Here is a 24,541-nt window from a genome sequence, read left to right on the forward strand (position 1 = left end):
TCTAGTTACTGACTATTCTAGCTTGGTGTCTCTGGATCCCCCGATCTGCTAAACTAGAACGGATGGCCAGGAGGCCGACGATCCAGTTGCGGCTCACCGTCGCGCCCCGAATTGCATGGTTCATACATTACTGTTGCAACCATGCGACCAAAAGGCTCACGGCGTCTCGTGATGGAGCCGTCGTGGCATTTGCGGTCTCCATGGGGGTGGGTTCAGGCGACCTGTCAATACACGCGGCGCCAGTAGAACAGATAGAGCGCGATGGCGAGATCCCGCAGGAGTTTCGGACTTCGCCCGCAGTGGACGAGGCCGTTGATCGTCAAGAGAGCGGTATCCTCGCCGAGATACACGGCCCTTGGATGCCACCGCACGTCGAGGTCCTTCAGTCGTCGGCCTCGAAGCTCTCGCAAGACGTTCTTCGCGGCAGTTCTGGCCTCCAGCCCCGCAGCGTAGCCATCCGTGACCTTCCCCGGGTAGTCGACGACGTCACCGACGGCGTACACGTCGTCGACGCCGCAACAGCGCAGACGAGAGTCGACGCGCAGTCCCTGATCGCTCCGCGCAAGGTCGAAGTTCTCGATGACCGGGTTCGGTCGTACCCCGCCGGCCCAGACGGTTAGGTCGCTCAGTTCGGTGGCGCCGTCTAGCACGACATCGTTCGCAGTCACTCCGGTTACCTGTGCCGCCATCCGGAGGTCGACGTCCCGTCGCCGTAGTATCCGTTCGGCGATTCGACTCGCACGCTGCGGAAAGTCGGGAAGCAACCGGCGACTCGACGAGATGAGCCCCACGTCGACGTCGTCGGTGATGGACGAGAGCGTCGCTGTCGTCTCGACGCCGACCGGTCCGCCGCCGACGACCACGATCCTCTGGATGTCGGGGGCGTTTGCACCGTTTCGTATCTCCCTGACGTCGGTTCGAACGTCGAGAACGTGTTCGCGGTCGTCAATGTCGTACTTCGTCACTCCACCGAGAGCGATCAGGAGCGTGTCGAAGTGCAGCGCACCGCTTCGGAGGTCGATCCGGTTCTCGGTCGTGTCCAGACCCTCAACGACGTCCCGAACGAAGGTAACGTCCTTCCCACGAAACGCATGAGCCAGATTTAGACGCGCTCGACACGACGGCGCTCCCGCTATCACGTCGTATAGGAGAAACGAGAACACGTGGTACCTGGAGTTGGAGACGACGACTACATTCGTCTCCGACGCACGCTCCAAATGCGCCGCGGCGATGAGTCCCGCTTCGCCGCCGCCGACAATCACCGTCCGTTCTCTGTCCATGACGGTCCGTTTATCGCTATTCGCACGTGAGCAGATCGGGCAGCAAGACGTCACCTACGAATACGACGCCACACATGTCTTCCCCCTGTCGCTGAGAGTAGTACTCGTAGATGCCCTTCTCGTCAAATGCGTAGACCACGGTGTCATGCGGTCGGAGCGTTTGTGTTCTGAACGCCCAGTCCACTGCGACGCCGTGAAACTGCACACTACGTCTCGCGTGATCGGCCGTCCCCACGTTCTCCCATGTAACCGTCGTTCGGGTTGTGCTGTCTTTCGAACCGGGTCGAACGCGTGGTTCATGATTTCGACCACTGCGATTGTCATCACCGTACGGACATCGCTCAGCCATATTGTTGATGTGGCTGCGAACGCCGAGTACGTTTTCAGGAACTGGAGGACAATTTCACGCCGTATTCTTCCGACTCGGAGGACGGGGGCGTCCGGCACTTCTACTCGAACGTCGACCCGGACGTGAGCCAGGGCCTCGGCTCCGCGATCAACTTCGGCGTTGGGTCCTTCGGCGCGGCACGCGTCGGAACCATCCTCGAGGGCGGATCGTTCGGGACGCTGTTCCGGGTTTTCACAGTGCACCCGCTGATCGCCTTCGTCACCATGTTCGCCACGAACCGGCTCGGCGCGCCGGCGACAAACTGAGAAAGCGCTTCCTGTTCTCGAGGCTCGCGAGAACTCCTCTACCGGCTCTTTACCGAGTGCAACTCGATGTTGCTGCCCTCTTCTCGCATCGTTCGTTACCGTATCGACGGGACAATCACCAATGACAATATTATGGTCTCTTGGAATGCAAATGAAAATATTATGCCCGTAATCGGCTCAGATTCACTTATGCTAGCGATCGAATTCTCGGAGCATCCCGCAAACCACGACCGGAACGACGTGGGAGCTGTGACGGCCAGAATCGATCCCACCACGTACACTGCCAACCGGGTTCTTCGTCCGAAATACAGCCGGCTATGATCGCTCCATCGCTTTCAATCGCACAAGAATTGTTCCCTCGAGGGATCGATCACTATCTGGTTGGCGGACTCTTCGTCGGCCTCGGAATCGCCGTCATCTATCTGGGGACGGGAATCCTCGCCGGGAACAGCACGTTTCTCGAGACGACGCTGTCGTACGTCTCCGACCTCCCGCGGTTCCAGCGCGAGAAGTACGTCGCGTCTCGCGACTGGCGGGTCGTCTTCGCGGTTAGTATCGTCGCCGGCGCGGCCATCTACGAGTTCGGGTTCACCGCCGACGCTTTCGTCACCGAGGTGCAGTGGTGGCGGTTGCTCGGCGGGGGGATCCTCGTCGGGATCGGCACCCAGATCGGGAAGGGCTGTACGTCCGGCCACGGCGTCTCCGGCATCGCGTCGCTGTCCCGAACGTCGATCGTGAACGTAGCGCTGTTCATCGGCGCTGCCGTCGCGACAGCGCTCGTCGTCGCCGCGCTGGGGGTGACACCCTGATGAACTCCGACGGCCGCGGACCGCTATTCCTGGCCCTCGTCATCGCCGGCGGACTCTTGCACGGGTTCGGGTTGGCGTACAGTCGGATGGCCCGTCCCGAAATCGTACTGGACTTCCTCCAGCTTGAGGACTTCGGACTGCTCTTCGTGATGGGCGGTGCGGCCCTCGTAACGGGCCTCGCCATTCAATTGGGGACGCGAATCATCAAGACGGCGCCGCTGACGGGGACGCGCTATACCGGCCGTGAGAAAGGGTTCGATAGGAACGTCATCATCGGTGGCGTCGTCTTCGGTGCCGGCTGGGGGCTCTCGGGCGTCTGTCCGGGTGCCGGCTACGCGAGCCTCGGGATCGGCAATTATCGGATCCTCTGGGCCGTCGCCGGGCTGTTCATCGGTGCGTACGCACAGGGGCTCTGGCGAGTTCACCGGAACTCGGAAGCGCGTGAGCGGAGCGCGCCCGGAGATTGACCCCCCGTACCCACGTTCCGTGTCACGATCCCACTGGCGAAACCGTCGTCTCTGGGAGTCTCAACCGGCGTCTAAGAACGACACGAACGTCGGAGCGTCGGGAGCGATTCCGCCGACCGACGGAACCGCTTACGGGACCTTCAGATACCCGTACCCTTCCGCCTGGCGCTTGGCGATCTCCCCGACTGCGGAGGGGACCGTGTCGACAACCGGAAGGAGTTCGGACTCCGAAACGTCGAGCGTCGCCATGGCGTTTTCACACGCCTTGAACTCGACGCCCGACTCCGCGAGGGATCGAACGAGGTCCGCGTGCTCGGTTTCGCCCTCGACGTAGGCGAAGATGGCCCGCATGTTGGCGACGAATCGGATCTCGCGGTTGTTGACCGTCGGGTCCTCCAAGAGGTTCTTCGCGTTCATCAGCGCCATCTCTTGCTCCGCCACGTCGTCGCTCGAGAGGTGAAGGACCGTCCGGGTCGCCGGTCCTTGCCCGCCGTCTGTCTCCTCGCCCGTCCGATTGGAGGAATTGTTGTTCTCGTGTGCGCGACCAGTCTCCGTAGCACCGATCGCTCCGCTCGATACCAGTACGCCCGTTCCCGCAAGGTATTGTCTTCTATTCACAATCGAGCACACAACTACGTCGGCAAAGTTCGCTTTGCAGGCAAGCGAAGGGGCCGGCAGTACGCCCACGGCTACAATCTGGTTACCTGTGCCGGACCCGTCCGCTCATCACCGGACGCTTGCGTAGAGACGGTGGAGACGCCGTCGGTGATAGAGGATCGTGATCGCGACGAGAAATAGGACCGTTGCGATTTCGTACCCGTACCGTCCAACTACCAAGACCAACGAGGAACCGCTGGCACCGCCTGCGAGCAGCGGGGCGAGTACCGGTCCGACGCACGCCGGACACGCAGCGGCTCCGATAACGCCCCCGATCGTCGACCGGGCGAGTTCGAGGAGCGCATCGTAGACGAGATAGGCCAGCGCGGCCAGTCCGATCGCTTGGTACGGAACGATCGTTAACGCGATCCACTCTCCGGTATACATCAGTACCGGGCTCCAACCCAGCGACCGACCCCACGTGATCCCGATCCCGTTCGGTCCGGTTATCTGTTCCATGAGCGGCGTACTCGATTGAAGTAACCCCGAGAGGTAGAACAGCACCAGCAGATACGCCGCGACAACGACTGCGGCGAGAATTCGAAAGCGACGCTGTGCTGGGGAGGGTTGAGTGTGCCAGACGACCCAGACAGAGGCAGTACTCCAGATAAATGGGATTAAAAAGAGTGTAATTCGGTGTCCCGTCTCCCCAGTGGCGTACGCGAACGAGAGTCCGGCGATCACCTGGACCGCAAACAGCAGGTTCAACCACGTGCTCGCCACCACGAACCGTTCGAGAGCGCCACCGTTGAACACAGATTTCGCCATCGCTTTCGGATCCGTCGTGCTCATAAACGTATCCTGGACTCGGGACCGTTAAAAGCTACCTGACTGCTACGTGTGAGACGTATTCCAAGTCAGTACCTTTCGGAACGGCACTCCTCTATTGAATCCGCAGACTGCGAGAGGATAGCGTCGCTCTGAAGCTGCCAGCTACGCAGAGATCGTCGATTGGGCCAGTGAGATGGATCGGGTGCGCGCCCTCTTGCAGTTGGCTCGCCACGAGTTCCCCGGCACCCTCGACGCTGTGGCGGTCCTTCGAGCGGGTGCCCACCCGTATCTGGCGCCTTCTTCGATCGTGAACAGGGGCCTTGTTTAGACGCTCAAACGTTAGCAGTGTAGAGTCGATCGAACTCTTATCGCCGTGCTAGTAGCTCGGGGAAAATGCCAAATCTACTAGGAAGTGAAGCGGGACGGGTTCGTTGTGCACACGAAGACCTCCCGCTTCACAGAGAAGGTTGTATCGCTCGCCCAAAAAGCCGTCGTTGGAACGCCAGCACCGGCCTACCGTCCGGGAGAAGAAGGCTACGCTGACTGGGTGATTCTCGCCGTTCAAGGATTGAAAGAGTATCTCGGCCATCCGTACCGGAAACTGATGGACGTCCTCCGCGAGATGCCGAGAGTGACGAAATTACTCGATTTGACGCCTGAAACGGTCCCACACTTCTCGACGGTGTGTACGCGAAAGCAGGCAATTCCGATGAAGCGGTGGCGAGCGATCCTTGATCAGTCCGTAGAGCTGTATGATCTCGGTGATGTGCAGGCGATCGACGCAACCGGTGTCGATCGCGTCCAGGCCAGCCAGCACTACGCAAAACGGACGGACTATACGTTCGGGACGGTAAAGACGACGCTGCTTATCGATTGTGAAACCAGTGCGATTCTCGACATACACTGCTCGATGAAACAACCGCACGATACACAGGTCGGCTGGCAGGTGCTAGTGCGGAATCTCGACGACTTGGCGACTGTCGCTGCCGATAAGGGCTACGACTGGGAAGAGATTCGCACGAGGTTGCGTGCAGAAAGTATCACGCCGCTGATTCCGCAGCGAGACCCTGGAATGCGGGGGTGGGCGAGAAATTTGCTCATTAAGGATCGGGCGTATCACCAGCGATCGAACGCTGAATCGGTGTTTTTCGGACTCCGACGCAGATACGGCGATACGCTCTGGTCGAGAACCTGGTTCGGTCAATTCCGTGAACTTGTCATGAAATCCGCTGTCCGCAACATCGAACGCGCAATAGAGGACTCACGCCCGTGAAATCACGCGTTCAAACAAGGCCGTGAACAGGCATCCAGTCACTACCGTCATCGTTCGGATCACCACATACGCACGCTGAAAACGACGGCCCTCGTCGATACAGATACGTGTGCCGTCCCCGATCTCCACTGTTCGGCACACTGGCCGCACGACACACAGGTCGGCCGTCGAGTTGCCCTGCGTAACACCGGCCGACTAGAGAGTCTCGCCGGTGACAAGGAGTATGACGATCAATCTCTCCGGGACGCCCTCCGAGCAGCGGGCGTCCGGCCGCTGATCCGTCACCGGCTGTTCGCCCGTCACGATTACGCCCACAACGCCCGGTTGGACAGCGAGCTCTACGGCCAGCGCTGGATGGCCGAAACGGCCTTCTCGGCCATCAAGCGTCGATTTGGGTCCGCTGTCGGGCCGAGCGTCTAGTAGATTCAATAGAGCAGTAGGAGACCGAATCGCACGATTACTGGATTTGGTCGCACTCCTCCTGCCCAGACAGTCAGATCGCTCATTTCGACGCCGTCACCGTCCAATACGACACCGCTTTCAGTCACTTCGATTACTCGCGCCTCGGTCTTGAAACCAATCGATTCGGGATTTTCACATTGTTATGTGGTCGTGGTCTTGTCTCGGGAGAGAACAGGTTGAGGGCCAACCCGGCGAATTCGAGCCGGATGAACGGTCCTTTTTCTGAAAAACGATTAAAACGCCCTATACACGTTCTCGAACGTTCTCCTTCGCGGGTTCACACCCATCGCGATAACTCCCAAGCAGTCCTACGAGTAACCGAGGAGAAAGACAATGACCAACTTCACCATCGGCCGCTGGCTGCTCGTGGCGCTCGCGATCATCGGACTCGCATTCGTCGCGCCCGTGGTCAGCGCACACGGCAACGAAACGACTGCTAACGACGCGCCCCCGTACGACGGGAATGCGACCGCAGACGACTGGGCGGCCTGGATGGAGGCACAGATGACCGAGCACATGGGTCCTGATAGCGTCGAGTGGATGGAGTCGCACATGGGTGTGACCGTCGATGAGATGGCCCAGGACATGGCTGACGACGACTACAACGGCGGGATGTACGGACAGGGCCACTGCTGACGGCCCTGATCGTACCGAACGCATCGAACGACCTCAACAACTTACCCACCAACACACGACAATGACCCAATTCACCACTTACCTCGGGCGCACCGCTCGTCGACTAACGCTACTCGCCGCCCCCCTACTCGTCGCGGCGACCGGAACGGCTGCTGCCCATGGCGGCGGGAGCTACGGCGGCGGCATGATGGGCGGCGGCTGGGGGCTCTTCGGCGGAGCGATGGGGCTCTGGGGACTCCTCTGGATGGGGCTCCTCATCGCTGTCCCCCTCTACCTCGTCTATGTGCTCCTCAACCGAGGATCCGGTGGAAACGACGAGCAGCCGCTGTCGGTTCTCCGCGAGCGCTACGCCCGCGGTGAGCTCTCGGACGACGAATTCGATCGGCGGCGAAAACAGCTCGAACGTACCGGATGACCGGAACCGCTGCTGTTCCAACCGGTGCACCACACCCTCAACGCCCGCCGTTGCGGCACCCAACCGTTAACCCCGTGGACGGGGTATGATATTCCATGGAATACACAATACAGACTTCAGTCACCGGTGAGTTCGACGACGTCGTCGACACGACGATTGCTGCGCTCGAAAACGAAGGATTCGGCGTCCTCTGTGACATCGATATCCAGGCGACGCTCAAGGAGAAACTCGGCGAAGAGTTCCGCCAGTATCGCATTCTCGGTGCGTGTAATCCCCCGCTGGCATACGAGGGACTGACCGAAGAGATCGAACTCGGCACACTCCTCCCGTGTAACGTCATCGTCTACGAAACCGATGACGGCGATATCGTTGTGAGTGCCGTTGATCCAAAGCAATTGGTCGGTATCGCGGACAACGATGCGCTCGACTCCATCGCGACCGAGGTCAACGAGCGTTTCGAGCGTGTTCTCTCGGCCGTTACCGACGAACTAGGATCCACGTCGGAGGCCTGATCTCCGATGGCTTCGTCGAACCAGCTCGACACCACGACCATCGTCCTCCTGATCCTCGGAGCGATCATCTTGCTCCCGTTGCTCACAATGGGGATGGGATTCGGCGGAATGATGGGGTACGGCGGGATGATGGGCCAGTATGGCGGTACTGGCGGGTGGTGGCCGTTCATCGGGATGCTCGTCCCGCTGATCTTCCTCCTCATCCTCCTCGGCGGTGGCTACCTCGTCTTCCGGCGCATGAGCGAAACGCAGACGTCTCGAAATCCCGCGATGGAGGAACTCCGCACGGCATACGCTCGTGGCGACCTCACTGACGAAGAGTTCGAAGCCCGCCGCGACAGGCTCGAACGGTCGGAGTGAGCCAACGAGTACGCACCAAGGTGCGTATTCCCACGCCTGCGTGATCGAATTCTGCTACTCCCGATCACCACTGTGTGAGCGCGCCTTCGAATCAAAGAGATGGAGGTCTCTCAGCTTACGATTCTGAATAGTAATGTGGTTAAGTCCCAATACCGTAGTATACTATGTGACCGAAGTCATCCTCTTCACCCAAGAGACATGCGGAGCGTGCGCAACACAACGGGAGAAAAACGACGGCCTCGAGGACAAGTATCCGGACGTAGAGTTCCGGGAGGTCGACATCCAGAAAGATCTGGAAACGGCCGAGGAATACGGCGTCCGGAAGACGCCGACGACACTCCTCTACGCGAACGGTGAACAGACCGCCGAATTCATTGGCATCGTCGACCGGAACGACTTGGAGTCAGCTATCGAGAGCGCGACCCAGCAGCCATCTGGATTCGCCCAGCGCCTCGTTGATGTTGTGCGTGGATAACGAACCAGCGACCGATTCAACTCATATGACGAACTATAGCCGACGTCAGTTCCTGGGAGTGCTCGGTGCCGGCGCAGTCGCCAGCACAGGCCTCTCTCAGCCAGCGAGCGCACAGGAGACGCCCGTCGTGAAGATGGGCAACAACTACTTCGACCCGATCGGGCTCCACGTCGAACCCGGCACGACTGTCCGCTTCGAGATAGCAGCCGGTGCACACTCGGCAACGGCCTACGAGAACCGGATTCCATCCGACGCCAGCGCATTCGATAGTGGGGTCATCTCGTCGGGAGGGTTCGAGTACACGTTCGAAGAACCAGGCACGTACGACTACTACTGCATCCCGCACAAGTCGGTCGGGATGGTCGGTCGCATCGTCGTCGGCAGCCCCGGCGGTCCGGCCGAAGAGAGCTCGATCCCCGACGGCGAGGTCCCCGATAGCGAGACGATTGTCCAGAACGGCGCCGTGGCCATCGGCTCGGACGTCGACGGAAGCGGGAGCACCGATGACGGCATGATGGGGCCCGGCGGAGGGGGCATGATGGGTGGCCCGAGGGGCGGGTGGGGCGGCGTCCCGTTCGTCGGCGGGGCACTCGGAATGCTGGGGCTGGTCGGCGGACTCCTCTACTGGGCACTGGATCGAGGTGACGCTCCTTCTCGGAGTGATAATTCCGCGATGGAAACCCTCCAACGCCGTTACGCACGAGGCGAGATCGACGAAGAGGAGTTCCACCGGCGTCGAGAACGGTTGGAGACTGGGGAAGAAGACGCGTCCCAGTAAGGTGCAGTGTCGTCGGACATTTCTACGGGTGTTGGGTCACTCGCTCGGGAGTCCGTTGAGGGCCTATTCCTACGCGAGGTACTCTTCTACGGATAGCAGGTCCGACGGTTCCAGTCCGAACGCGTCGATGTCATTGTGGTCCGTCACGTTGGACATCTCCAGCGCTCTCGCCTGGTCGATACCGAATGGAATCGAGGGAATGGGATCGAACGCGTACAGACCTATCTCTGCGAGTCGCATCGGCACAGAGAGTATCCGGAGGGACTTCCCTTCCGCACGATAGAGCATCCGCGTGACTTCGCCAAACGTCAGAACCTCCGGGCCACCGAGGTCGTAGATCTTCCCCACATGCTCATCGTTTTCGAGTGCGTCCGCGGTGATTCGAGCCATATCCTCGACCCAGATCGGCTGGAACGTCGGGTATCTGCCACCGTCGGGAAGGACCGTCACGTAGGGGGTGGTGTACTTCTTTATGAACGCGAACGTCTCGCTGCCTTCGCCGAAGATGAACGATGGTCGGAGGACCACCCAGTCGAGGTCAGAGTACTGGACGACCATGTCGCCGATCCCCTGCGTACGCCAGTATGCAACTGGGCTGTCCATGTCCGCTCCCAGCGAACTCATCTCGACGTACTGACCGACGTCGTGTTCGCTCGCGGCGTGCGCGGCATTCATCGCCCCGCCGATGCAGACGGTGTCGTGGAACGTTCCAGGTCGCGGTTGATGAAGCGGCGGTAACGCCGTGAGGTTCACGGCGGCGTCTTTCCCCTCGAACGCCCCCTCGATCGAGTCGTAGTCGGTCACGTCGCCAGTCACCGTTTCGACCTCGTCGGGTAGTACCTCAGGATCGGGTGAGCGCGAGAGCGAGGTTACCGAGTGACCGCGATCGACAAGCTCTACGCACAGGTAGCGCCCGACGAATCCGTCACCGCCTACTACCAGTGTTTCCATAGGATAGACTACGCTGTGAGTATCCGTAAACCCCAGCACCGCCCGGATTTCCGCGGCCAGTATGAGCCATAGCGTTAGATGATCGAGTACTCGGCGATGTCGTCCCAGGTCCCGTATCGATCACGTATCGAACCTCGGGGGATGCTGACGATGACGAGGAGGACTCCGACGGCGACGCCGTTCCAGGTCGCTACCGTCGGGGCGCCGGAGAGTATCCACGGTGCTACGACGATCCATATTCCCAGTGGAACGTTGACGAAGCGGACGACGCGCGTAGGTTCCCCCATAGCAATCACGGAGAACGTCACGACGAGTGCGCCGACGAGCTGACTGCTGTCCGCGGCCACACCGGTGGTCCCGAAAACCGCAGGGGACGCCATCAACCAGAGCCCGAGCCCCGTGGCGACAATGAGATACCACGGAATCGACATCCCCCAGAACATCGACCAGAACGAGGCGGCGTCGGACCGCGTGTCCCCGTCGACGCCCGCTTCGGTCTCGGGGAACGTCCCGCCCATCCAGAACGCGTGCCACAGCGACTCGCCCTCCTGGGTCCGCCGATAGAGGAACTGCCCCATCGCCAGGACCTCGTCAACGGTCAGCGCGATCATGAACAGCATCGCGAGCGCCGAGAGTAGACAGAGCGTACACCACGACCCGACGGCCAGTGGCTGAAGGATAATGAGCATGATACTCACGAAGCCCAGCGGGATGACGACGATGCCGAAGAACGTGACCATCCACGGCATCGTCCGCCACCGGCGCTTGTCGCCCATGAACCCCATGAGGACCTCGACCGCGTAGGCAACGGCTCCGAGACCGGCGTCCGAGATCGGGAACATCTTCGAGACATCGGAGGTGAGCACGTTCACCGTTCCCTGACCGAAGAATGGCTCGAAGACAAAGTCGGTGTAGCCGAGCTGGAAAGCCGCCATGTGTGTCGAGAAGAAGAATCCAATGAGTCCGGCGACGATGATCGGCGCCCGCTGGGCCGCTGTCGAGGGGTTGTACGTCCAGCCACGCGGGACACCTGGTCCCGACATCTCCATGCGCATCACGACGAGCACTGAGAACGTGATAACGAAGACGCCGACGAGCGTGTCGTTCAGGTAGGCTGCACTCGTGGGGGCCCAGAAAACGAGGGGCGCGAGCAGCAACCAGAGTCCGACGAATCCGTTCGCGTAGTTCGCCCACCCGTTTCGACGAACGAGTACGGTCACGGCGAGTACGATCAGCAGCGTCCCGCTGACGATGTCGCTGACCGACATCAGGACGCTCTCGTACCCGAAGGTGAATGGACTCGCGATGAGCCAGAGGCCGAGGATGACGATGGGATATTGCGGCCAGAGCTCCATCGTCGGGTGCTCAAGCATCATGGTCCCTGGCTCTTGGGACTGCTCGTTCCCGTGACCGGCCATCCCGCCGGATGAGGCGCCGTGGTTCTCACTCATAGAGTCTCAACCGATAGTTTCTCTTCGGCTGCACAGGCCAAAGTATCTCCGGCGTCCCCGGACTGGCAAAGACGTCCTCGGGGCAACCATGATCAGCTGTTCCTCTTGCAGTAGTAGGCTACTACCAGGCGAAGTCTAAGTCTCACGTGTCGGGTGGCTTAACCGGACGTCGACGCTGCTCAACGAGATTACCATGGATTGGGCCCTACACTTTTCGATGTCGCTGTCGTACTGACGAGTGATGTCCAACGAGCGCTCTGATGTCGACCTTCAAGTGGGACGAATAGCGCGAAAAGACGTGATCAGCGTAACCCGTGATACGACTGTGGGTGAGGTCGCGCAAACAATGGCTGACGAAAACGTGGGGGACGTAATTGTCACCGACGATGATGAGGTCGTCGGGATCGTCACCGATCGTGATCTCACAATTCACCTTCTGACAGACGAACACGGGACGAACGTCCTCAGCGGGGAGTCAGGAGTGGACCTTACCGCTGGTGACGTGATGACCGAGGATCCCCTGACGATCGAATCTCAGGCACGCGTCCCGCGATTACTCCACCACATGAACCAGGCAAGCGTGCGGCGCATTCCAGTTGTGGACGATGGGAACGTGGTCGGGATAATCACGTTCGACGACCTCGTCGTTCATCTGGCAGGTGAGAGTGCACACGTTGCCGCGCAACTCGAAAGCCTCGCCGATATCATTCACGCTGAATCGCCAACGTCCAACTAACCCGTTTGCCCCAGTTAGACGACTGTAGAGAAGCCCGGGTCACATTGAAGAGCGATGCCGGACGATATTAGTGGGCGGGAGAATCGACCACCTGCCCACAGATGAACCGGCATAGGCCACTCAGACACCGCCTCAAGACTACGAGATAGACTGGCAGACCGCGTGACACAATGAGACAGAAAAGAGCGACACGAACCATCCTCAGCATCGCAATCGCGATCACGGTCGCCTTGACGCTCTCTACAGGTCTGGTTGGAGCAGTACCGGGCGCTGATCATCACAGCAACAGCGGGGACACACAAGATGTCCAGGTGTGTCACGTCCCTGCGGGAAATCCGAGTAACGCACAACTGGTTACGGTCTCCGAACAAAGTTGGGAGAACGGCCACTCGAAACACGGAAACGACATCCGCATGGACCAGCATCCCCAGCATCATCCCGACCACCAACACAACGCAGAGACGATGTGTGAACACCACGGTGAGCACATTGCATAGGTACCGACGATAACCACGTGAACTACCCCTGCCTACTCGGCGGCTTGCGCCGCCTCCTTGAGGCCGGGGCTTCCTGTTTCGACGACGCGACTTGCAGACACGGAGAGCGTGTCCACAGCGGTCGCAGTCTCCGCAGGCGTGTCTTCGGAGTGAACCACTCCTAGTCGGTTCCAACCGCGTTGTTGGACGTTGAGTGCCGCGTTCCAGTCCCGGTCGAGTTCGAAGCCGCAACTCGGGCAAGAATGCTCGCGGACCCACAGCGGCTTCGCGGTTTCCGCGCCGCATTCAGCGCATTCCTTCGTCGTACCTCGGGACTCGACTTCCACGACGTGACAGCCGTTCTTGTCGCCGTGGTGTTCGAGGATGGTGAGGAAATTGCGCCAGCCGATCTCGTGCTTGTTCCGAGCGTTCTGCGGGGATTCGAGCATTCTCTTCACGTTGAGATCTTCGACGAACACCGCGTCGTACTCTGTCGTGTAAAAATGCGCGAGCTTGTGCTTGAAATCCCGCTTCTTGTTCGACATCCTTGCGTGGATTTCAGCGACGCGGCGACGCTGTTTCTCCCACTTGTTCGAGCCTTCCTGCTTCCGCGACAGCGACCGCTGTTCGCGTTCGAGGCGCTCACGGTCACCGGACAGGGTGAGCCGCTTTACCGACCGCCCATCGCTGTCGTGGGTGAAGTTGAGGACGCCGAGGTCGAGCCCCACTGTGTCTTCGGCGTCAATGTCGCTGGGCTCGGGTTTGGCTGGGGCGTCGGTTTCGATGGTGAACGACGCATACCACGCGCCCGTTGCGTCTTTCTTCAGCGTGACCTCCTTGATGGTGTCGTGGTCGGGAAGGTCGCGGTGCATCCGAACTGGAATCTTGCGGGTTTCCCCTTCGAGTTTCTTCAGCGTCAGGAGTGCGTGTCCGTCTGGGCCACTCTTCTTGGCAAGTTCGAAGCCCGATTGCCGGTACGTGAAACTCCTGAACTCACGCGGTGACTTCCAGTTCAACGACCCCACGTCGTAGCCTTTCGCTTTGAGTTCGCCGAGGCTGTTGATGTTGTCGCGGATTCGTTCGACGGCTTTCTGCAAGACGGTGGAGTACACTTTGTTTAGGTCAGTCCACCAGTCTTTCAGCGCAGGGAGCATGTCGCGGACCATCCAGACGCGTTGTCGGAGAGTGCCAGCGTCTTCGGGAATCTGGTTGAACTCGCGGAGTGCGTGGTTGTAGAGTTGCCGTACAGTGTCGCGTTGCCAGTCCATCGCGTCCCGTTGCTCTTCAGTAGGGAAGAGTCGGTAGCGTGGACTGTACTTCATGCGACGTGTCTCTTGCTACGGATTATCGATAGTTAATGATTCTGATTGAAGTCGCTTGTAACTCGTGCGGGCGCTGTATCCCCGCCCTACTCGCTCGACTCCGCCTCGCTCCTTGAGGACGGGGGCTTCGCGCCCTCTCTTTCAGCTAAATGCCGAATCCCGAGACGGGATTCGACATCTGGTGCCCATGTTTCTTACGTCGTTCGAGTTCCTCGGTAGTACACCCACACGGCGAGGAGTCCGACGACAAGGAGGTAGCTGAATCCCCAGCCGAGCGATACAGCAGTGTCCAGGTCCGTTGTGAGCCCGGTATCGACCATCACGCGGACCGGGTGGTAGCCCGGGAAGAGTTTCATCCACCACTCGGGCTCAGACTGGACGAACAACGGGTCCTGGAAGAGCCCGATATCGATCATCGGGAGAATCAACATGATCCACAGGCCGGCCAGTCGGTTGAAGAGAGCACCGACGAGCATCCCGATGAGTCCGTATGTAACTGAAAGGACAAACATCGCGGCGACGAACCACCACAGCTGCTCCGGCCAGAAGTCGACGAGCATCACGCCCACGGAGACGCCGACAACAAGGAGTGTGATGACGACGAGGACGCCGAACCGAGCGGCAATAACCTGCCGTGCTCGATAGCCCACGACCGCAAGGCGGCCGTCTGTGTCCCTCGCTTCGCGCATCAAGAATAAGCCTGCCAGGCCGGTGATGAACGAACTCGTGATCGGTGTCATGATCACGCCGTGGACCTCGGGCATCCCCCGCATCACAGTCACCATCTCGCCGTCGACGAGGGTTCGCACCGGCATCTGGACGTCCTGCGTCACCGCAAATGCAAGCGTGATGAACGACACGGGCAGAACTACTAGCAGGGCCACCAGTACGTAGTTACGGGCGTGTTCACGGAGCCCGATACCGAACGCCGTGGCGGTTCGGTTCACGCCGACCACCCCCCGGCCGTGCGCATCGTCGCACCAAATACGGCGGTGACAAGGACGAGCAACACCAGCAAGTACCCGCTGACGAAGACGAGGTCGCTCGAGGCGAACGTGCCGTCAAAGGCGGCCGACTGGAGGAGTTCCTTTGGATGATACAGCGGGAAGTACTGGACGAACTCGGGGACGTCCGCGGCAAGCGGGCTGTCGCCGCTGAGGAACGCATCCATCATCGCGAGGAAGACGACGACTAGCGACCCCTCGAACAGTCGCGGAAGCACTGCGCCGACGAGCGCGCCGAGGAAGGCGTAGACGATGCCCGCGAGCGCGAGGAACGCGAACACGAGCAGGGGCGCTTCGGTGTCGATAGTAAGCCAGAGGACGCCGAAGTTCACGGCGGCGACAACGACGGTGACGCCCGCAAGGGTCGCGAGTCGCGTCGCAAGCAGCATCCGTGGCGAATAGCCCACCTGTACGAGCCGGCGGTCGGCCTCCCGCGCACTGATCATCTGGACCAGTCCCATCAGGCCGGCGATGATGGCAACACCGAAGATGGCGCCGAGGAGTCGCCCGAGGTCGAGTGGAATCGCTTCGACGGTCGGCATCGAGGGCAGCCCCACCATCGCCTGTCCCCATCCCTCGATGACGACGAGTGGGAGCACCAGGGCTAGGACCACGTTCAGTGGCGTCCTGAGGAACGTCCGGAGGTTCGCCCGAACGCCGACGACGAACCTATTCATGTTCCTCCTCCGGGTCGCTCCTGAGTTCGCTCGCGGTCTCTTCGTCGGTCACGTCGTGGACCAGACCGTCCCGCACCTCGAAGACGCGGTCGAGACGGCTCCGTTCCTCGATGAGATGAGAGATCATGACGACAGCAGTGCCGTCGTCCGCGAGGTCCTGCGCCATGTCCCAGAACCGCAGGTAGGTCTCCCAGTCGAACCCAGTGTAGGGTTCGTCGAGCATGAGAACGTCCGGGTCGTGCATCAGCGCGATGCTGAGGTTGACCTTCTGTCGGTTCCCGCCGCTGAGCTGGTCAACTCGGTAATCGAGGTACCGCTCGAAGTCGAGTTCGTCGGCGAGTCGTCGTTTCGCCGCGTCGATCTCCTTGCGACTCATCCCGTAACCGGCGCCGAACAGCCGGAACGTTTCTGAGACGGTCAGCCGATCGTAGAGCAGGGGCTCCTGCGGACACCAGCCGACGGTCCCAGTCCGTTCGACTGTGCCTGCATCGTGGTCGAGGACACCGACGAGGATCTTCATCAGCGTCGACTTCCCCGACCCATTCTCGCCGACGATGCCGACGATTTCCCCAGCACGGACCTCGATATCCGCGCCGGTGAGAACAGGGGTCGAACGTCCGAAGGGAAGTCGTGACCCGTAGGTTTTTTCGAGACTGTCACCTCGGACGAGCGGTTCGCTACTAGCGGCCGTCCCTGTGGTTGTCGTGGTCCGTTTCATGGTTAGAGAGACGTTCTACCCATTCAACCCAATTGTTGTTAAGAATCGAAAGCTATCCCCGTCGAATCACCTCAAGATCGTTCCAACATCCGAATATTACAAGGATAGTCAATGAACAGGCCTCCATTTTGCGACCAAAACGGGGGTAGACATAGTAGGTCGCCGTCGCGAAGAACGGCTAACTGTCAGGTTCCGAGCAGAGTGTTTGATGCGGATAGCGAATCAACGTTCGAGTAACCATGGTCCGGTGCTACATCTGTGATTCACAGTGTACCAGCGATGACGAGGTGTTCGTCTGCGAGCACTGCGGAATATCCTGCCACCGGCACTGTATGGAAGAATACGACACCGATGTCTGCCCGAAGTGCGTCGGCGAGCCGATGATCGGAGCGATCGAGTTCTAGTAGCCCCGTCTCACGCCTACACCACCGGGAGCCCGGAGTCGAAGTATATGGATGGTCGACTGGCGAAATACGTTTTTGACTCGTGCCCGTAGCGAAGGTATGTCTACGACCGTCGAACTCCCCGACGCCGACGAGACCTGTGCGTACTGCGGGTCGCGTATCTTCGACCACGACCCGATCTGTGTACGTGACTGTAACGACGATTGTGGCTCACCAATGTACTTCTGTAACTATGCCTGTCTCTCGACCTATGTGGACGAAAACGACCTGACGACGGGCAACGCGTGCGAGTGGTCGCCCGACGAAAACGACTGCTGCTGAGTGGAATCATATCGGTGAAGACACGAAGCAACGTATCGGCCGTCCCCCAAGTCAGGAGACATCACTGGAGCAGTACTGGCGGCTGACCAACTTTATGGACGCAGTCGACGAACTTCCCTAGTGGTTCACTATGTCCACAGAGCGCACGTCCGACGGCTTGCTCCGCATCGTCCTGATCGTCCTGGCGGTAATCGTCCTGTTCCCGCTGTTGATGATGGTGTTCGCGATGCCGATGATGGGCATGATGGGCTGGTGGTGGGGCGGCGGGATGGCTGGCGGTCTCTCGCCGCTGTGGGGCATCGGAATGATGCTCGTCTGGCTCGTCGTTCTCATCGGCATCGGCTATCTCCTCTATCGCGGCCTCGTCGGCGGCGTCGGGTCGTCGATGGCCGGCGATAGGGCACTCGAAGAGCTCCGGGTGGCGTACGCTCGCGGCGATCTCTCCGACGAGGAGTTCGAGGAACGCCGCGCGAAACTCAACCGCGAGGAGTTGCAATAGTCCACTATCATGCCTCCAACAGTACAGCGGCGGGAGTTCCTGGCGGCGCTCGGAGCCGGTGTCGCAAGCCTCTCGGGATGTGTCGGAAACCTCCCGGGCAGTGGCGACGACGTCGACAGAACGATTTACGTCGGAGCCTACCATGGGGCTTCGTCATCTTTGATGAATCCGGCGAGGAACAGGAGCGTGTCAGCCTGCAGCGGAACGATGTTCTTCGCGTCGTTTCGTTCAACACGCTCTCGAATCAAGCCATGCAATCCCTCCCATCGTCGATCCGCGAGGCCATCCCCGACCACGAAGCACTCGAAGAACGAAATGAGGAGCGCATCCCGTCCCCTGCTGACGGTGACTTCCACGAACTGCTAGAGGAAGCAAACGAGCAGTACCCCGACCACAGCCTCGCGATCATGCCCTCCGGACAGGTTCACATGGGTGGTGGCATGATGATGCGCTCGGTCGCGCTCCCTCAGAGTGCAACCAGACCCGTCGTTCGTCAACTCGGGGCGACGCGACGGGGCGATTACACGCTGAGCTGCCTGACCTACTGCGGCTACGGCCACCCCTACATGGAAATCGACGGCGGCATCATCGTCACGTGAGCGTTCGTCGCTTTCCACGAACCGACGGTCAACTGCTTCCAGCACTATCGTCGGACGAGCCCGTGAACTGCCTCGCTTGCTCGACCCAGGCCGTCACGCGTGATTCACTGAGACCGAGTCGGTCAGCCAGCGAGACTGGTTCTGCGGCTGCGAGTTGCGTCACCGTCGTGATTCCGGCGTCGTGGAGACGCTCCTCATACGTCGGACCGATCCCGTCGAGCGTCTGCAGCGACTGATCCTGGTCGGCCTCCGCTTCAGCCTCACCTTGGCTGACCGTGGCCGACTCCCCAGTCTGTGTTACCGACCGCTCACGGAACCACGTCGCGACACGAGGCCACAACTCCGCGTGAGCCTTCCCTGAGACGGCCATCCCGACATGGCCGGTCGGAAATTCGTAGATGTCGGTGTCCTCACTCGGAATAACCTCGGTGAAAGGCTTGCTCGCGTCAGGCGGGATGAGATGGTCGAACGAGCCAATGATCTGTAATACCGGCATCGTGAGATTTCCGATGTCAACAGGGGTTCCGTCCAGTACCAGTTCGTTCTGGTAGAGTGCGTTCTTCTGGTAAATGTCCTCAATGAACTGGCGGTAGGCTTCTCCCGCGACGTCAACCCCATCGCGCACCCAGCGTTCCATACGGCCGAAGTTCTCGACGGCGGTCCTGTCATCGAGATTGTCGAACAGAATCGTGTACTTGCCGAGGTACGTGTCGACGGGATTCATCTGGGCGAACCCCGCCGCGAGAAACTCCGCCGGGACGTTTCTGTACGTCTCGGTAATCGCTTCTGGATCGAAGTACTCCTCGCTTCCCCATTGTTCGAGGATACCACCCGTATCGTCGAAACACAATCCCGTGGCCATGAGGCCAAGAGAACGAACCTTCTCTGAATGGAGCGCCGCGTACATCGTGCTCAGCGTTCCGCCCATGCAGTAGCCGAGGATGTTGATGGCGTCAGTGCCAGTTCGCTCACGGACGACGTCGACGCAGTTATCGATATACCGATTCACGTAGTCGCCCAGCGTCAACGATGCGTCAAGTTGGGACGGTTCGCCCCAGTCGATGAGATAGACGTCGAAGCCGTCCTCGAGGAATCGCCGAACTACGCTCTTGTCGGGCTGGAGGTCGAGAATGTAGGGACGGTTGATCAACGCATAGACGACGAGGAGGGGCGTGTTGTGCGGGTCGTCTGTGAGTGACTCGTAGTGGAGGAGATTGAGTTTGTTCTCGGAGTAGATGACCTCACTCGGAGTCTGCCCGACCTTGACAGAGGCGAGATCTTCGAGCCGATTCGGAAGAAGGCGCATCTTCTCGGCGGCTTCCATTCCCTGGGTAAGCATTCTGCGTTGAATCTCCAGTGGGGCTGTGAACGGGTTCATGGTCTTGATCTGGCTGTACGGACGAGTCACTCTGGGAGAGGGTCGATCAGCACCGTCGCCGTCCCGTCGAGGACAATTTCGTCAGCGTCGTTTTCGATGCGCGTCGTGAGTCGATACTGGTCGCCTTCGAGTTCGTCGACGATCTTGCATTGAGCCGTCAGTGATTCGCCGATGTCGACCGGGCGTCGGAACTCGAGATTCTGCGAGATGTAGATCGTGAGGCCGGGGAAACACGCGAGGGCGGCGCTGATGAGTCCGGAGACGAGTGTCCCGTGGACGATCCGGTGGCCAAACCGCGTCTTCTCAGCGAACGCGTCGTTGAGGTGGAGGGCGTTCGTGTCGCTGGTCGCCTCGGCGAATTTCCGGACGTCGTCGTCCGTGATCTCCTTCGAGAAGCGAACGCTGTCGCCCTCCTGGAGCGACGTGGGATCTTCGATTTCGATATCGAACTCGCCCTTTGCACGGCCGTATGGCAGTCGTGGGAGAACGGTTCCACTCGCCTCGACGAGGTGCGGGTGGGGGGTCTCGACGTACTTCTTGGGGGCACCTTCGAATAGTTCGAGGCAGTCCGTCGAACAGAAGTAGAATGACTCTCCCTCGTAGTCGGTGGTCGCTTCTGTGTCGTCCATCGGGACTTCCATCCCGCATACGGGATCAACTGGCATGGGTACAATCGGAGGGTTTCGTGCAGGATCGTGGTTCACTGCCTGGTGGCTGGGGCTGATCGCTGTCTAGAAAGTAACGTAGCGGCGAACCATCAACGTATGCGTGACTCCCCGCTCACCACAAGTTCTGCGTTTGAATTCCTACAAACCACTAGATTGCTTATCGTTAACGGGAGAAAACATCCAAATTGTAGTCGAGTTAGCTCCGATCCCTCGGTAAAATTATTCTTTGACGAGGATCTGCACCTTCATTCAGCTCTCCGATCAACTGCTACCCTGTAGAAGCTGACTGCTCAGCATTGAAGACCAGAGTGATCTTCGTCTACTTCACAATGAACAGGGGCACAGTATTCCGTACAGTTATTTGATTACACGAGAATAACAATACAAGATTACGTAGCCATGCGAGAGTTCCGACAACCGATCAAACTCATTCTCTTCCTCAGTTCCTATGTTCCCTTGTTTATCATCATGGGATTGAAATTCTGGAATGTGGGACCAATGCTGACTGATACCTATTATCTTCCTCGCTTAGGGATTCACGTTGGGCTCTCCTACCTCACTACGGTCGTCCTCATTCTCTGTATTGTGTTGACGAGCCTGGTATACCGTATCATCGGCGTCCATTCCAATCGAGCAACGACTCAACGCCCGATCGATAAATACCAAAAACGCAACGAACTGTTGTCAACCTACTTGCTCGTGTACGTTTTCGTATTTGCGGGGCTTGACTTCACCCAGCTACTTGATATCGGGATTTTCCTTGTATTCTTCTGCATTCTAGGAGTCCTCCAGATCAACTCTGGACACCTCCATGTGAATCCAATGCTGGGTCTTCGTGGGTACCAAGTATACGAGCTTACCAGCAATGAGAAAGTTATCTTAGTGATCTCTGACGGGTCAATAGAGGAAAAAGTAATGACACCTGAGTCAAAAGACAGTACAGACGCCAGAGACAAACTCGAAGTTGTCTCACTCGACACTACGACAGCGTTAGCACCATAACATGTCGCTGAATCTGAATCCAATCGAGAAACTCAAAGAAGCCCGCGAATACGCCGAAGGGAATACAGAAGCTGAGTTTCTCCTTGTCCGGGAGCGAAATGGTTCACCCCAAGTCGGGAAACTTCCTATCGGAAAAACAGTCCAGCAAGAAATTGCGGATAACTTCGCTCAAGATCTGACGACCCACATTGACAATCTTAGAGAGGGAGACACCCGAACTCGTCCTCTTGACGTGGCAAATACCATTTCAGAAGAATCAATTCTTCAATGTGCGCCAGTCAGTGATCTTCCAAACTCTGAATTGTTCCGGATTTTGATTTCGAGGGACAACCACGGTTCCACAACGTACACAGAAGATCCGAAACCAGATTTCCAACTCATCCGTATCAGTGAACCAGATGGGAAAATCCTAGTCGGGGTTCAGTCATACAGCGGAGTCAAATTAGTGGACACTACGAAAAAACTATCACTACAATACAGCGGGAAAGAATATGAACGGTTCAAAGGTGATATGTTGGTGATCAAACCCGGTGTCAACGCTGTTTATTATGACGGGTGGCTATTCGTTATTAGTCCAAAGAGCTTCGAAAGCATGTTCAATATGCGGGAGGAGTATGAGAAACGGGCAAAAGAAGCAATCGACGGTTTTGAAGATGCCGGAATTCGGTTTACTGATAAAGAGAAGACCACAGATTGGCTATTAGGCCATATCAATATGTTACGTGGGATGTACGAGATTTATGACGCTGGGATTCACCAGCAAGCAACGCCTTCTCAAATCGAAACTATGATCAAAAATTACGATCTCGACCAGCGTTTCTCGCTAAGCTATGTTCGCCAGAACGGTGAAATCGAACTTGATGTTGCTGAGTATGTCCATACTTGGAAGTTGTTGAAATTATTGAGCGGGAAGTATGCTGAGGACAATATCATGGGAACACAGTGGGAAATTGACAGTGGCCAACGCTTGTGAATCAAGAGGGGTCGTGCTTATTGTATTGTAAGTAGAACCGCCAATTAGAAGGCGAGACCTGAAACTGAGTCAGACGATTCACTAAGTACATCTGTTTATTGTTCGTCGCTCTCATTCCCTCAATGGAATGATCTGGCACCAGACGAGGACGGAGAGCGGTTAATCGACATTAGAGTTCGATCGGCGCTTCAAGTGTGGGGTCAGCATCAAGGATCGTAGACACGGTCGGCTGTACCTGCTCGAACTGCTCGGTCAGTTCCACAAGCTGTCGGTCTGAATCATAGGTGATGAGCTCTTCCGAGGCCAGCTTTGGGAGGTGGACGTGATAGAGTGAGAGGCGAATTTCTGTTAGTACGTCCTCAGAGACCTCTGTAATTGACGTTTGATGATTGTACTTGAGGACGGTTTGCGTAAGGTCATTCAGTGTCAGCGACCGCTGTTCTTCAGCGAGTACCGCAAGCACGATCCGACGATGCTGGTGTTGACACAGGTCGAGTACCGAGTCGAAGGTAGAGGAAGCCTCACTCATTATATGTAGTGCAGACGACTGACGCCAATCACGCTGGCTTTTTCATGCACAAACCGCTTTTATAGCCGATTAGGATCGGTCTTCGACGGCGGAGAGCGTGCTCCCGAGGATGTGCTTGATCCCACCTCGGAGGCGGGATCCAACGGCCTGCTGTGAGATGTCAAGCTCCTCACCGAGTATCTCCAGCGTGACCTCGCGGGGGGACTCAAAGTAGCCACGCTCGTAGGCGAGTACCAGCGCCTCTTGCTGGGTGTCGGTGAGGGCGGCTTCAGTCCCCGTTTCGACCGGCGTAAGCGCGTGCAACTCCGTCAGCGTGGTCGGGATATCCAGCTCTTGACAGCGCCGTTGAAATTCAGCAATGTCACTCCGATCATCGCCGCGAATCTCGAACGACCACTGCTGGTTCGTCCCGGTGGCCTCGATGAGTGGTACCTCGGTCTCCGCCAATATGGTTAGCACGTCGTCGTAGTCCAGCGCCCACTCGACTCGCAACAGATACTCGTCTTCAACGGAATCTACGAGTCGAATCTCTTTCACACCGGGATGCTCGGTAAACGCGCTCTCAATGTCATCAACTTCAGTTCCCCGTACCCAGAAGTAGGGAATTTGCAAGTTGGAAGATTCCGTACGAGCTACTCGGGGAGATCGTCGATGAGCACAGTCACCGTACCATCTATCACGAGCTTCCCTGCTTCATTTTCGACACGCGTCGTGAGGCAAAATTCGCTATCTTCCAACGTTTCGATGATTTCACATCTTGCCACCAATGTGTCACCGATACTCACTGGCCGTTTGAATTCAAGATTCTGGGTGAGATATATCGTGACACCAGGGAAACAAGCGAGAGCTGAACTAATTAAACCAGAGACGAGCGTTCCATGAACGATTCGGCCACCAAATCGCGTTTTTGCAGCGAAGTCCTCGTTCAGATGGAGTGCATTCGTATCGCTCGTCGCTTCAGTAAACTTCCGGACATCCTCATCAGTAATAGTTTTGGTGAACGTGACCCGATCGCCAACTCCTAACGAGATTGGATTGTCGATTTCTATCTCGAAATCTCCTGCTGCCCGTCCAGACGGAAGTCGTGGGACAGTAACACCCTCAATCTCTTTGAGATGTGGATGTGGATCATTGAGATATTGACCTGGATCTCGTTCGAACAAGTCTCGACAAGCCTGTGAACAAAAATGATATGTCTTACTGTTATGTGTAATGACGGCATCCGTTCTAGTTTAGCAGATCGGGGGATCCAGAGACACCAAGCTAGAATAGTCAGTAACTAGA

Annotated in this window: 30 protein-coding genes and 2 pseudogenes; 17 read left to right on the forward strand and 15 right to left on the reverse strand. The window is 58.3% G+C overall.

Features of this window, described 5'->3' with window-relative positions; genetic code table 11:
- Nucleotides 1-224: 224 nt before the first annotated feature.
- Together PGX04_RS17005 and PGX04_RS17010 are read right to left on the reverse strand one after the other, a co-directional pair.
- The gene (locus tag PGX04_RS17005) at nt 225-1,280 is read right to left on the reverse strand and encodes an NAD(P)/FAD-dependent oxidoreductase (RefSeq protein WP_273739605.1); all 1,056 of its coding nucleotides are present in this window, start codon (nt 1,278-1,280) and stop codon (nt 225-227) included.
- A 16-nt stretch (nt 1,281-1,296) separates the two neighbouring features.
- Entirely contained in the window at nt 1,297-1,485 is a 189-nt protein-coding gene (locus PGX04_RS17010; protein ID WP_273739606.1) for a hypothetical protein, read from the reverse strand.
- Between the two features lie 266 nt (nt 1,486-1,751).
- Here PGX04_RS17010 and PGX04_RS17015 point away from each other — a divergent pair, with 266 nt between their 5' ends.
- From PGX04_RS17015 to PGX04_RS17025, 3 genes are all read left to right on the forward strand, one after another.
- The gene (locus tag PGX04_RS17015; protein WP_273739607.1) at nt 1,752-1,934 is read left to right on the forward strand and encodes a hypothetical protein; all 183 of its coding nucleotides are present in this window, start codon (nt 1,752-1,754) and stop codon (nt 1,932-1,934) included.
- Nucleotides 1,935-2,251: 317 nt separating this feature from the next.
- On the forward strand, nt 2,252-2,743 hold the full coding sequence (locus tag PGX04_RS17020; RefSeq protein WP_337959474.1) for a YeeE/YedE family protein: 492 nt from the start codon (nt 2,252-2,254) through the stop codon (nt 2,741-2,743).
- The gene (locus PGX04_RS17025; RefSeq protein ID WP_273739608.1) at nt 2,743-3,210 is read left to right on the forward strand and encodes a DUF6691 family protein; all 468 of its coding nucleotides are present in this window, start codon (nt 2,743-2,745) and stop codon (nt 3,208-3,210) included. Before PGX04_RS17020 ends, PGX04_RS17025 begins: the two co-directional genes overlap by 1 nt.
- 129 nt (nt 3,211-3,339) lie before the next feature.
- On the opposite strand, the gene PGX04_RS17030 is transcribed toward PGX04_RS17025, so the two are convergent.
- Together PGX04_RS17030 and PGX04_RS17035 are read right to left on the reverse strand one after the other, a co-directional pair.
- Nucleotides 3,340-3,828, reverse strand: coding sequence for a DsrE family protein (locus PGX04_RS17030; protein ID WP_273739609.1), 489 nt, complete (start codon nt 3,826-3,828; stop codon nt 3,340-3,342).
- 108 nt (nt 3,829-3,936) lie between these two features.
- Nucleotides 3,937-4,659 carry a DUF7546 family protein gene (locus tag PGX04_RS17035; protein WP_273739610.1) on the reverse strand — a complete coding sequence of 241 codons (723 nt, stop codon included), beginning with the start codon at nt 4,657-4,659 and terminating at the stop codon, nt 3,937-3,939.
- 391 nt (nt 4,660-5,050) lie between these two features.
- On the opposite strand from PGX04_RS17035, the gene PGX04_RS17045 reads away from it, so the two are divergent.
- The 8 genes and pseudogenes from PGX04_RS17045 to PGX04_RS17075 all read left to right on the forward strand — a co-directional run bounded on the left by PGX04_RS17045 (nt 5,051) and on the right by PGX04_RS17075 (nt 9,549).
- Nucleotides 5,051-5,911, forward strand: a complete 861-nt coding sequence (locus PGX04_RS17045; RefSeq protein ID WP_377042938.1) for an IS5 family transposase — start codon at nt 5,051-5,053, stop codon at nt 5,909-5,911.
- Nucleotides 5,912-5,950: 39 nt separating this feature from the next.
- Nucleotides 5,951-6,331, forward strand: a pseudogene (locus tag PGX04_RS34690) (transposase); the annotation flags it as partial.
- A 375-nt stretch (nt 6,332-6,706) separates the two neighbouring features.
- Entirely contained in the window at nt 6,707-7,009 is a 303-nt protein-coding gene (locus tag PGX04_RS17050) for a hypothetical protein (protein WP_273739612.1), read from the forward strand.
- A 61-nt stretch (nt 7,010-7,070) separates the two neighbouring features.
- Nucleotides 7,071-7,424, forward strand: coding sequence for an SHOCT domain-containing protein (locus PGX04_RS17055; RefSeq protein WP_273739613.1), 354 nt, complete (start codon nt 7,071-7,073; stop codon nt 7,422-7,424).
- A gap of 95 nt (nt 7,425-7,519) precedes the next feature.
- Entirely contained in the window at nt 7,520-7,936 is a 417-nt protein-coding gene (locus PGX04_RS17060) for a DUF302 domain-containing protein (protein WP_273739614.1), read from the forward strand.
- A gap of 6 nt (nt 7,937-7,942) precedes the next feature.
- Nucleotides 7,943-8,296 (forward strand): SHOCT domain-containing protein, encoded by a 354-nt coding sequence (locus PGX04_RS17065; protein ID WP_273739615.1) that lies wholly within the window; start codon nt 7,943-7,945, stop codon nt 8,294-8,296.
- Nucleotides 8,297-8,462: 166 nt separating this feature from the next.
- Nucleotides 8,463-8,771, forward strand: a complete 309-nt coding sequence (locus PGX04_RS17070) for a thioredoxin family protein (protein ID WP_273739616.1) — start codon at nt 8,463-8,465, stop codon at nt 8,769-8,771.
- Nucleotides 8,772-8,796: 25 nt separating this feature from the next.
- The gene (locus PGX04_RS17075; protein WP_273739617.1) at nt 8,797-9,549 is read left to right on the forward strand and encodes a plastocyanin/azurin family copper-binding protein; all 753 of its coding nucleotides are present in this window, start codon (nt 8,797-8,799) and stop codon (nt 9,547-9,549) included.
- Between the two features lie 69 nt (nt 9,550-9,618).
- Here PGX04_RS17075 and PGX04_RS17080 read toward each other — a convergent pair whose 3' ends face one another.
- Both PGX04_RS17080 and PGX04_RS17085 read right to left on the reverse strand, forming a co-directional pair.
- Nucleotides 9,619-10,500, reverse strand: coding sequence for a complex I NDUFA9 subunit family protein (locus PGX04_RS17080; RefSeq protein WP_273739618.1), 882 nt, complete (start codon nt 10,498-10,500; stop codon nt 9,619-9,621).
- 74 nt (nt 10,501-10,574) lie between these two features.
- Nucleotides 10,575-11,951, reverse strand: coding sequence for a vitamin K epoxide reductase family protein (locus PGX04_RS17085; RefSeq protein WP_273739619.1), 1,377 nt, complete (start codon nt 11,949-11,951; stop codon nt 10,575-10,577).
- A gap of 241 nt (nt 11,952-12,192) precedes the next feature.
- Here PGX04_RS17085 and PGX04_RS17090 point away from each other — a divergent pair, with 241 nt between their 5' ends.
- Entirely contained in the window at nt 12,193-12,687 is a 495-nt protein-coding gene (locus PGX04_RS17090) for a CBS domain-containing protein (RefSeq protein ID WP_273739620.1), read from the forward strand.
- A 529-nt stretch (nt 12,688-13,216) separates the two neighbouring features.
- On the opposite strand, the gene PGX04_RS17095 is transcribed toward PGX04_RS17090, so the two are convergent.
- The 4 genes from PGX04_RS17095 to PGX04_RS17110 all read right to left on the reverse strand — a co-directional run bounded on the left by PGX04_RS17095 (nt 13,217) and on the right by PGX04_RS17110 (nt 16,884).
- Entirely contained in the window at nt 13,217-14,485 is a 1,269-nt protein-coding gene (locus PGX04_RS17095; RefSeq protein ID WP_273739621.1) for an RNA-guided endonuclease InsQ/TnpB family protein, read from the reverse strand.
- A 194-nt stretch (nt 14,486-14,679) separates the two neighbouring features.
- Nucleotides 14,680-15,432 carry an ABC transporter permease gene (locus PGX04_RS17100; protein ID WP_273739622.1) on the reverse strand — a complete coding sequence of 251 codons (753 nt, stop codon included), beginning with the start codon at nt 15,430-15,432 and terminating at the stop codon, nt 14,680-14,682.
- The gene (locus PGX04_RS17105) at nt 15,429-16,166 is read right to left on the reverse strand and encodes an ABC transporter permease (RefSeq protein WP_273739623.1); all 738 of its coding nucleotides are present in this window, start codon (nt 16,164-16,166) and stop codon (nt 15,429-15,431) included. Before PGX04_RS17105 ends, PGX04_RS17100 begins: the two co-directional genes overlap by 4 nt.
- A complete protein-coding gene (locus PGX04_RS17110) occupies nt 16,159-16,884 on the reverse strand; it encodes an ABC transporter ATP-binding protein (protein WP_273739624.1) in 726 nt (241 codons plus the stop codon). Before PGX04_RS17110 ends, PGX04_RS17105 begins: the two co-directional genes overlap by 8 nt.
- Before the next feature lie 503 nt (nt 16,885-17,387).
- Between PGX04_RS17110 and PGX04_RS17115 the strand changes: the two genes are divergently transcribed.
- The 3 genes from PGX04_RS17115 to PGX04_RS17125 all read left to right on the forward strand — a co-directional run bounded on the left by PGX04_RS17115 (nt 17,388) and on the right by PGX04_RS17125 (nt 18,707).
- A complete protein-coding gene (locus PGX04_RS17115) occupies nt 17,388-17,609 on the forward strand; it encodes a hypothetical protein (protein WP_273739625.1) in 222 nt (73 codons plus the stop codon).
- 130 nt (nt 17,610-17,739) lie between these two features.
- Entirely contained in the window at nt 17,740-18,108 is a 369-nt protein-coding gene (locus PGX04_RS17120) for an SHOCT domain-containing protein (RefSeq protein WP_273739626.1), read from the forward strand.
- 251 nt (nt 18,109-18,359) lie between these two features.
- On the forward strand, nt 18,360-18,707 hold the full coding sequence (locus PGX04_RS17125; protein WP_273739627.1) for a cupredoxin domain-containing protein: 348 nt from the start codon (nt 18,360-18,362) through the stop codon (nt 18,705-18,707).
- A 28-nt stretch (nt 18,708-18,735) separates the two neighbouring features.
- Here the strand turns inward: PGX04_RS17125 and phaC are convergent, their stop codons facing one another.
- Together phaC and PGX04_RS17135 are read right to left on the reverse strand one after the other, a co-directional pair.
- Nucleotides 18,736-20,085, reverse strand: a complete 1,350-nt coding sequence (gene phaC, locus PGX04_RS17130) for a class III poly(R)-hydroxyalkanoic acid synthase subunit PhaC (RefSeq protein WP_377042945.1) — start codon at nt 20,083-20,085, stop codon at nt 18,736-18,738.
- A gap of 26 nt (nt 20,086-20,111) precedes the next feature.
- Complete coding sequence (locus PGX04_RS17135) at nt 20,112-20,750, reverse strand: MaoC/PaaZ C-terminal domain-containing protein (protein ID WP_273739629.1); 639 nt, start codon at nt 20,748-20,750, stop codon at nt 20,112-20,114.
- Between the two features lie 696 nt (nt 20,751-21,446).
- Between PGX04_RS17135 and PGX04_RS17140 the strand changes: the two genes are divergently transcribed.
- Both PGX04_RS17140 and PGX04_RS17145 read left to right on the forward strand, forming a co-directional pair.
- Nucleotides 21,447-21,755, forward strand: a complete 309-nt coding sequence (locus PGX04_RS17140) for a hypothetical protein (protein WP_273739630.1) — start codon at nt 21,447-21,449, stop codon at nt 21,753-21,755.
- Between the two features lies 1 nt (nt 21,756).
- Complete coding sequence (locus PGX04_RS17145) at nt 21,757-22,728, forward strand: Kiwa anti-phage protein KwaB-like domain-containing protein (protein ID WP_273739631.1); 972 nt, start codon at nt 21,757-21,759, stop codon at nt 22,726-22,728.
- Between the two features lie 169 nt (nt 22,729-22,897).
- Here PGX04_RS17145 and PGX04_RS17150 read toward each other — a convergent pair whose 3' ends face one another.
- From PGX04_RS17150 to PGX04_RS17160, 3 genes and pseudogenes are all read right to left on the reverse strand, one after another.
- On the reverse strand, nt 22,898-23,257 hold the full coding sequence (locus PGX04_RS17150) for a DUF7344 domain-containing protein (protein ID WP_273739632.1): 360 nt from the start codon (nt 23,255-23,257) through the stop codon (nt 22,898-22,900).
- A gap of 69 nt (nt 23,258-23,326) precedes the next feature.
- Nucleotides 23,327-23,863 (reverse strand): annotated as a pseudogene (locus tag PGX04_RS17155) (helix-turn-helix domain-containing protein); the annotation flags it as partial.
- A 26-nt stretch (nt 23,864-23,889) separates the two neighbouring features.
- Nucleotides 23,890-24,471 carry a MaoC/PaaZ C-terminal domain-containing protein gene (locus tag PGX04_RS17160; protein ID WP_377042948.1) on the reverse strand — a complete coding sequence of 194 codons (582 nt, stop codon included), beginning with the start codon at nt 24,469-24,471 and terminating at the stop codon, nt 23,890-23,892.
- Nucleotides 24,472-24,541 lie beyond the last annotated feature (70 nt).

Source organism: Natrinema soli (assembly GCF_028618695.1).

Coding starts and splice junctions, on each gene's coding strand:
- PGX04_RS17005 (WP_273739605.1), bottom strand. CDS start 1,280: ATGGACAGAGAACGGACGGTGATTGTCGGCGGCGGCGAAGCGGGACTC.
- PGX04_RS17020 (WP_337959474.1), top strand. CDS start 2,252: ATGATCGCTCCATCGCTTTCAATCGCACAAGAATTGTTCCCTCGAGGG.
- PGX04_RS17025 (WP_273739608.1), top strand. CDS start 2,743: ATGAACTCCGACGGCCGCGGACCGCTATTCCTGGCCCTCGTCATCGCC.
- PGX04_RS17035 (WP_273739610.1), bottom strand. CDS start 4,659: ATGAGCACGACGGATCCGAAAGCGATGGCGAAATCTGTGTTCAACGGT.
- PGX04_RS17050 (WP_273739612.1), top strand. CDS start 6,707: ATGACCAACTTCACCATCGGCCGCTGGCTGCTCGTGGCGCTCGCGATC.
- PGX04_RS17055 (WP_273739613.1), top strand. CDS start 7,071: ATGACCCAATTCACCACTTACCTCGGGCGCACCGCTCGTCGACTAACG.
- PGX04_RS17060 (WP_273739614.1), top strand. CDS start 7,520: ATGGAATACACAATACAGACTTCAGTCACCGGTGAGTTCGACGACGTC.
- PGX04_RS17065 (WP_273739615.1), top strand. CDS start 7,943: ATGGCTTCGTCGAACCAGCTCGACACCACGACCATCGTCCTCCTGATC.
- PGX04_RS17075 (WP_273739617.1), top strand. CDS start 8,797: ATGACGAACTATAGCCGACGTCAGTTCCTGGGAGTGCTCGGTGCCGGC.
- PGX04_RS17080 (WP_273739618.1), bottom strand. CDS start 10,500: ATGGAAACACTGGTAGTAGGCGGTGACGGATTCGTCGGGCGCTACCTG.
- PGX04_RS17085 (WP_273739619.1), bottom strand. CDS start 11,951: ATGAGTGAGAACCACGGCGCCTCATCCGGCGGGATGGCCGGTCACGGG.
- PGX04_RS17090 (WP_273739620.1), top strand. CDS start 12,193: ATGTCCAACGAGCGCTCTGATGTCGACCTTCAAGTGGGACGAATAGCG.
- PGX04_RS17095 (WP_273739621.1), bottom strand. CDS start 14,485: ATGAAGTACAGTCCACGCTACCGACTCTTCCCTACTGAAGAGCAACGG.
- PGX04_RS17105 (WP_273739623.1), bottom strand. CDS start 16,166: ATGAATAGGTTCGTCGTCGGCGTTCGGGCGAACCTCCGGACGTTCCTC.
- PGX04_RS17110 (WP_273739624.1), bottom strand. CDS start 16,884: ATGAAACGGACCACGACAACCACAGGGACGGCCGCTAGTAGCGAACCG.
- PGX04_RS17115 (WP_273739625.1), top strand. CDS start 17,388: ATGTCTACGACCGTCGAACTCCCCGACGCCGACGAGACCTGTGCGTAC.
- PGX04_RS17120 (WP_273739626.1), top strand. CDS start 17,740: ATGTCCACAGAGCGCACGTCCGACGGCTTGCTCCGCATCGTCCTGATC.
- PGX04_RS17125 (WP_273739627.1), top strand. CDS start 18,360: ATGCAATCCCTCCCATCGTCGATCCGCGAGGCCATCCCCGACCACGAA.
- phaC (WP_377042945.1), bottom strand. CDS start 20,085: ATGAACCCGTTCACAGCCCCACTGGAGATTCAACGCAGAATGCTTACC.
- PGX04_RS17135 (WP_273739629.1), bottom strand. CDS start 20,750: ATGCCAGTTGATCCCGTATGCGGGATGGAAGTCCCGATGGACGACACA.
- PGX04_RS17145 (WP_273739631.1), top strand. CDS start 21,757: ATGTCGCTGAATCTGAATCCAATCGAGAAACTCAAAGAAGCCCGCGAA.
- PGX04_RS17150 (WP_273739632.1), bottom strand. CDS start 23,257: ATGAGTGAGGCTTCCTCTACCTTCGACTCGGTACTCGACCTGTGTCAA.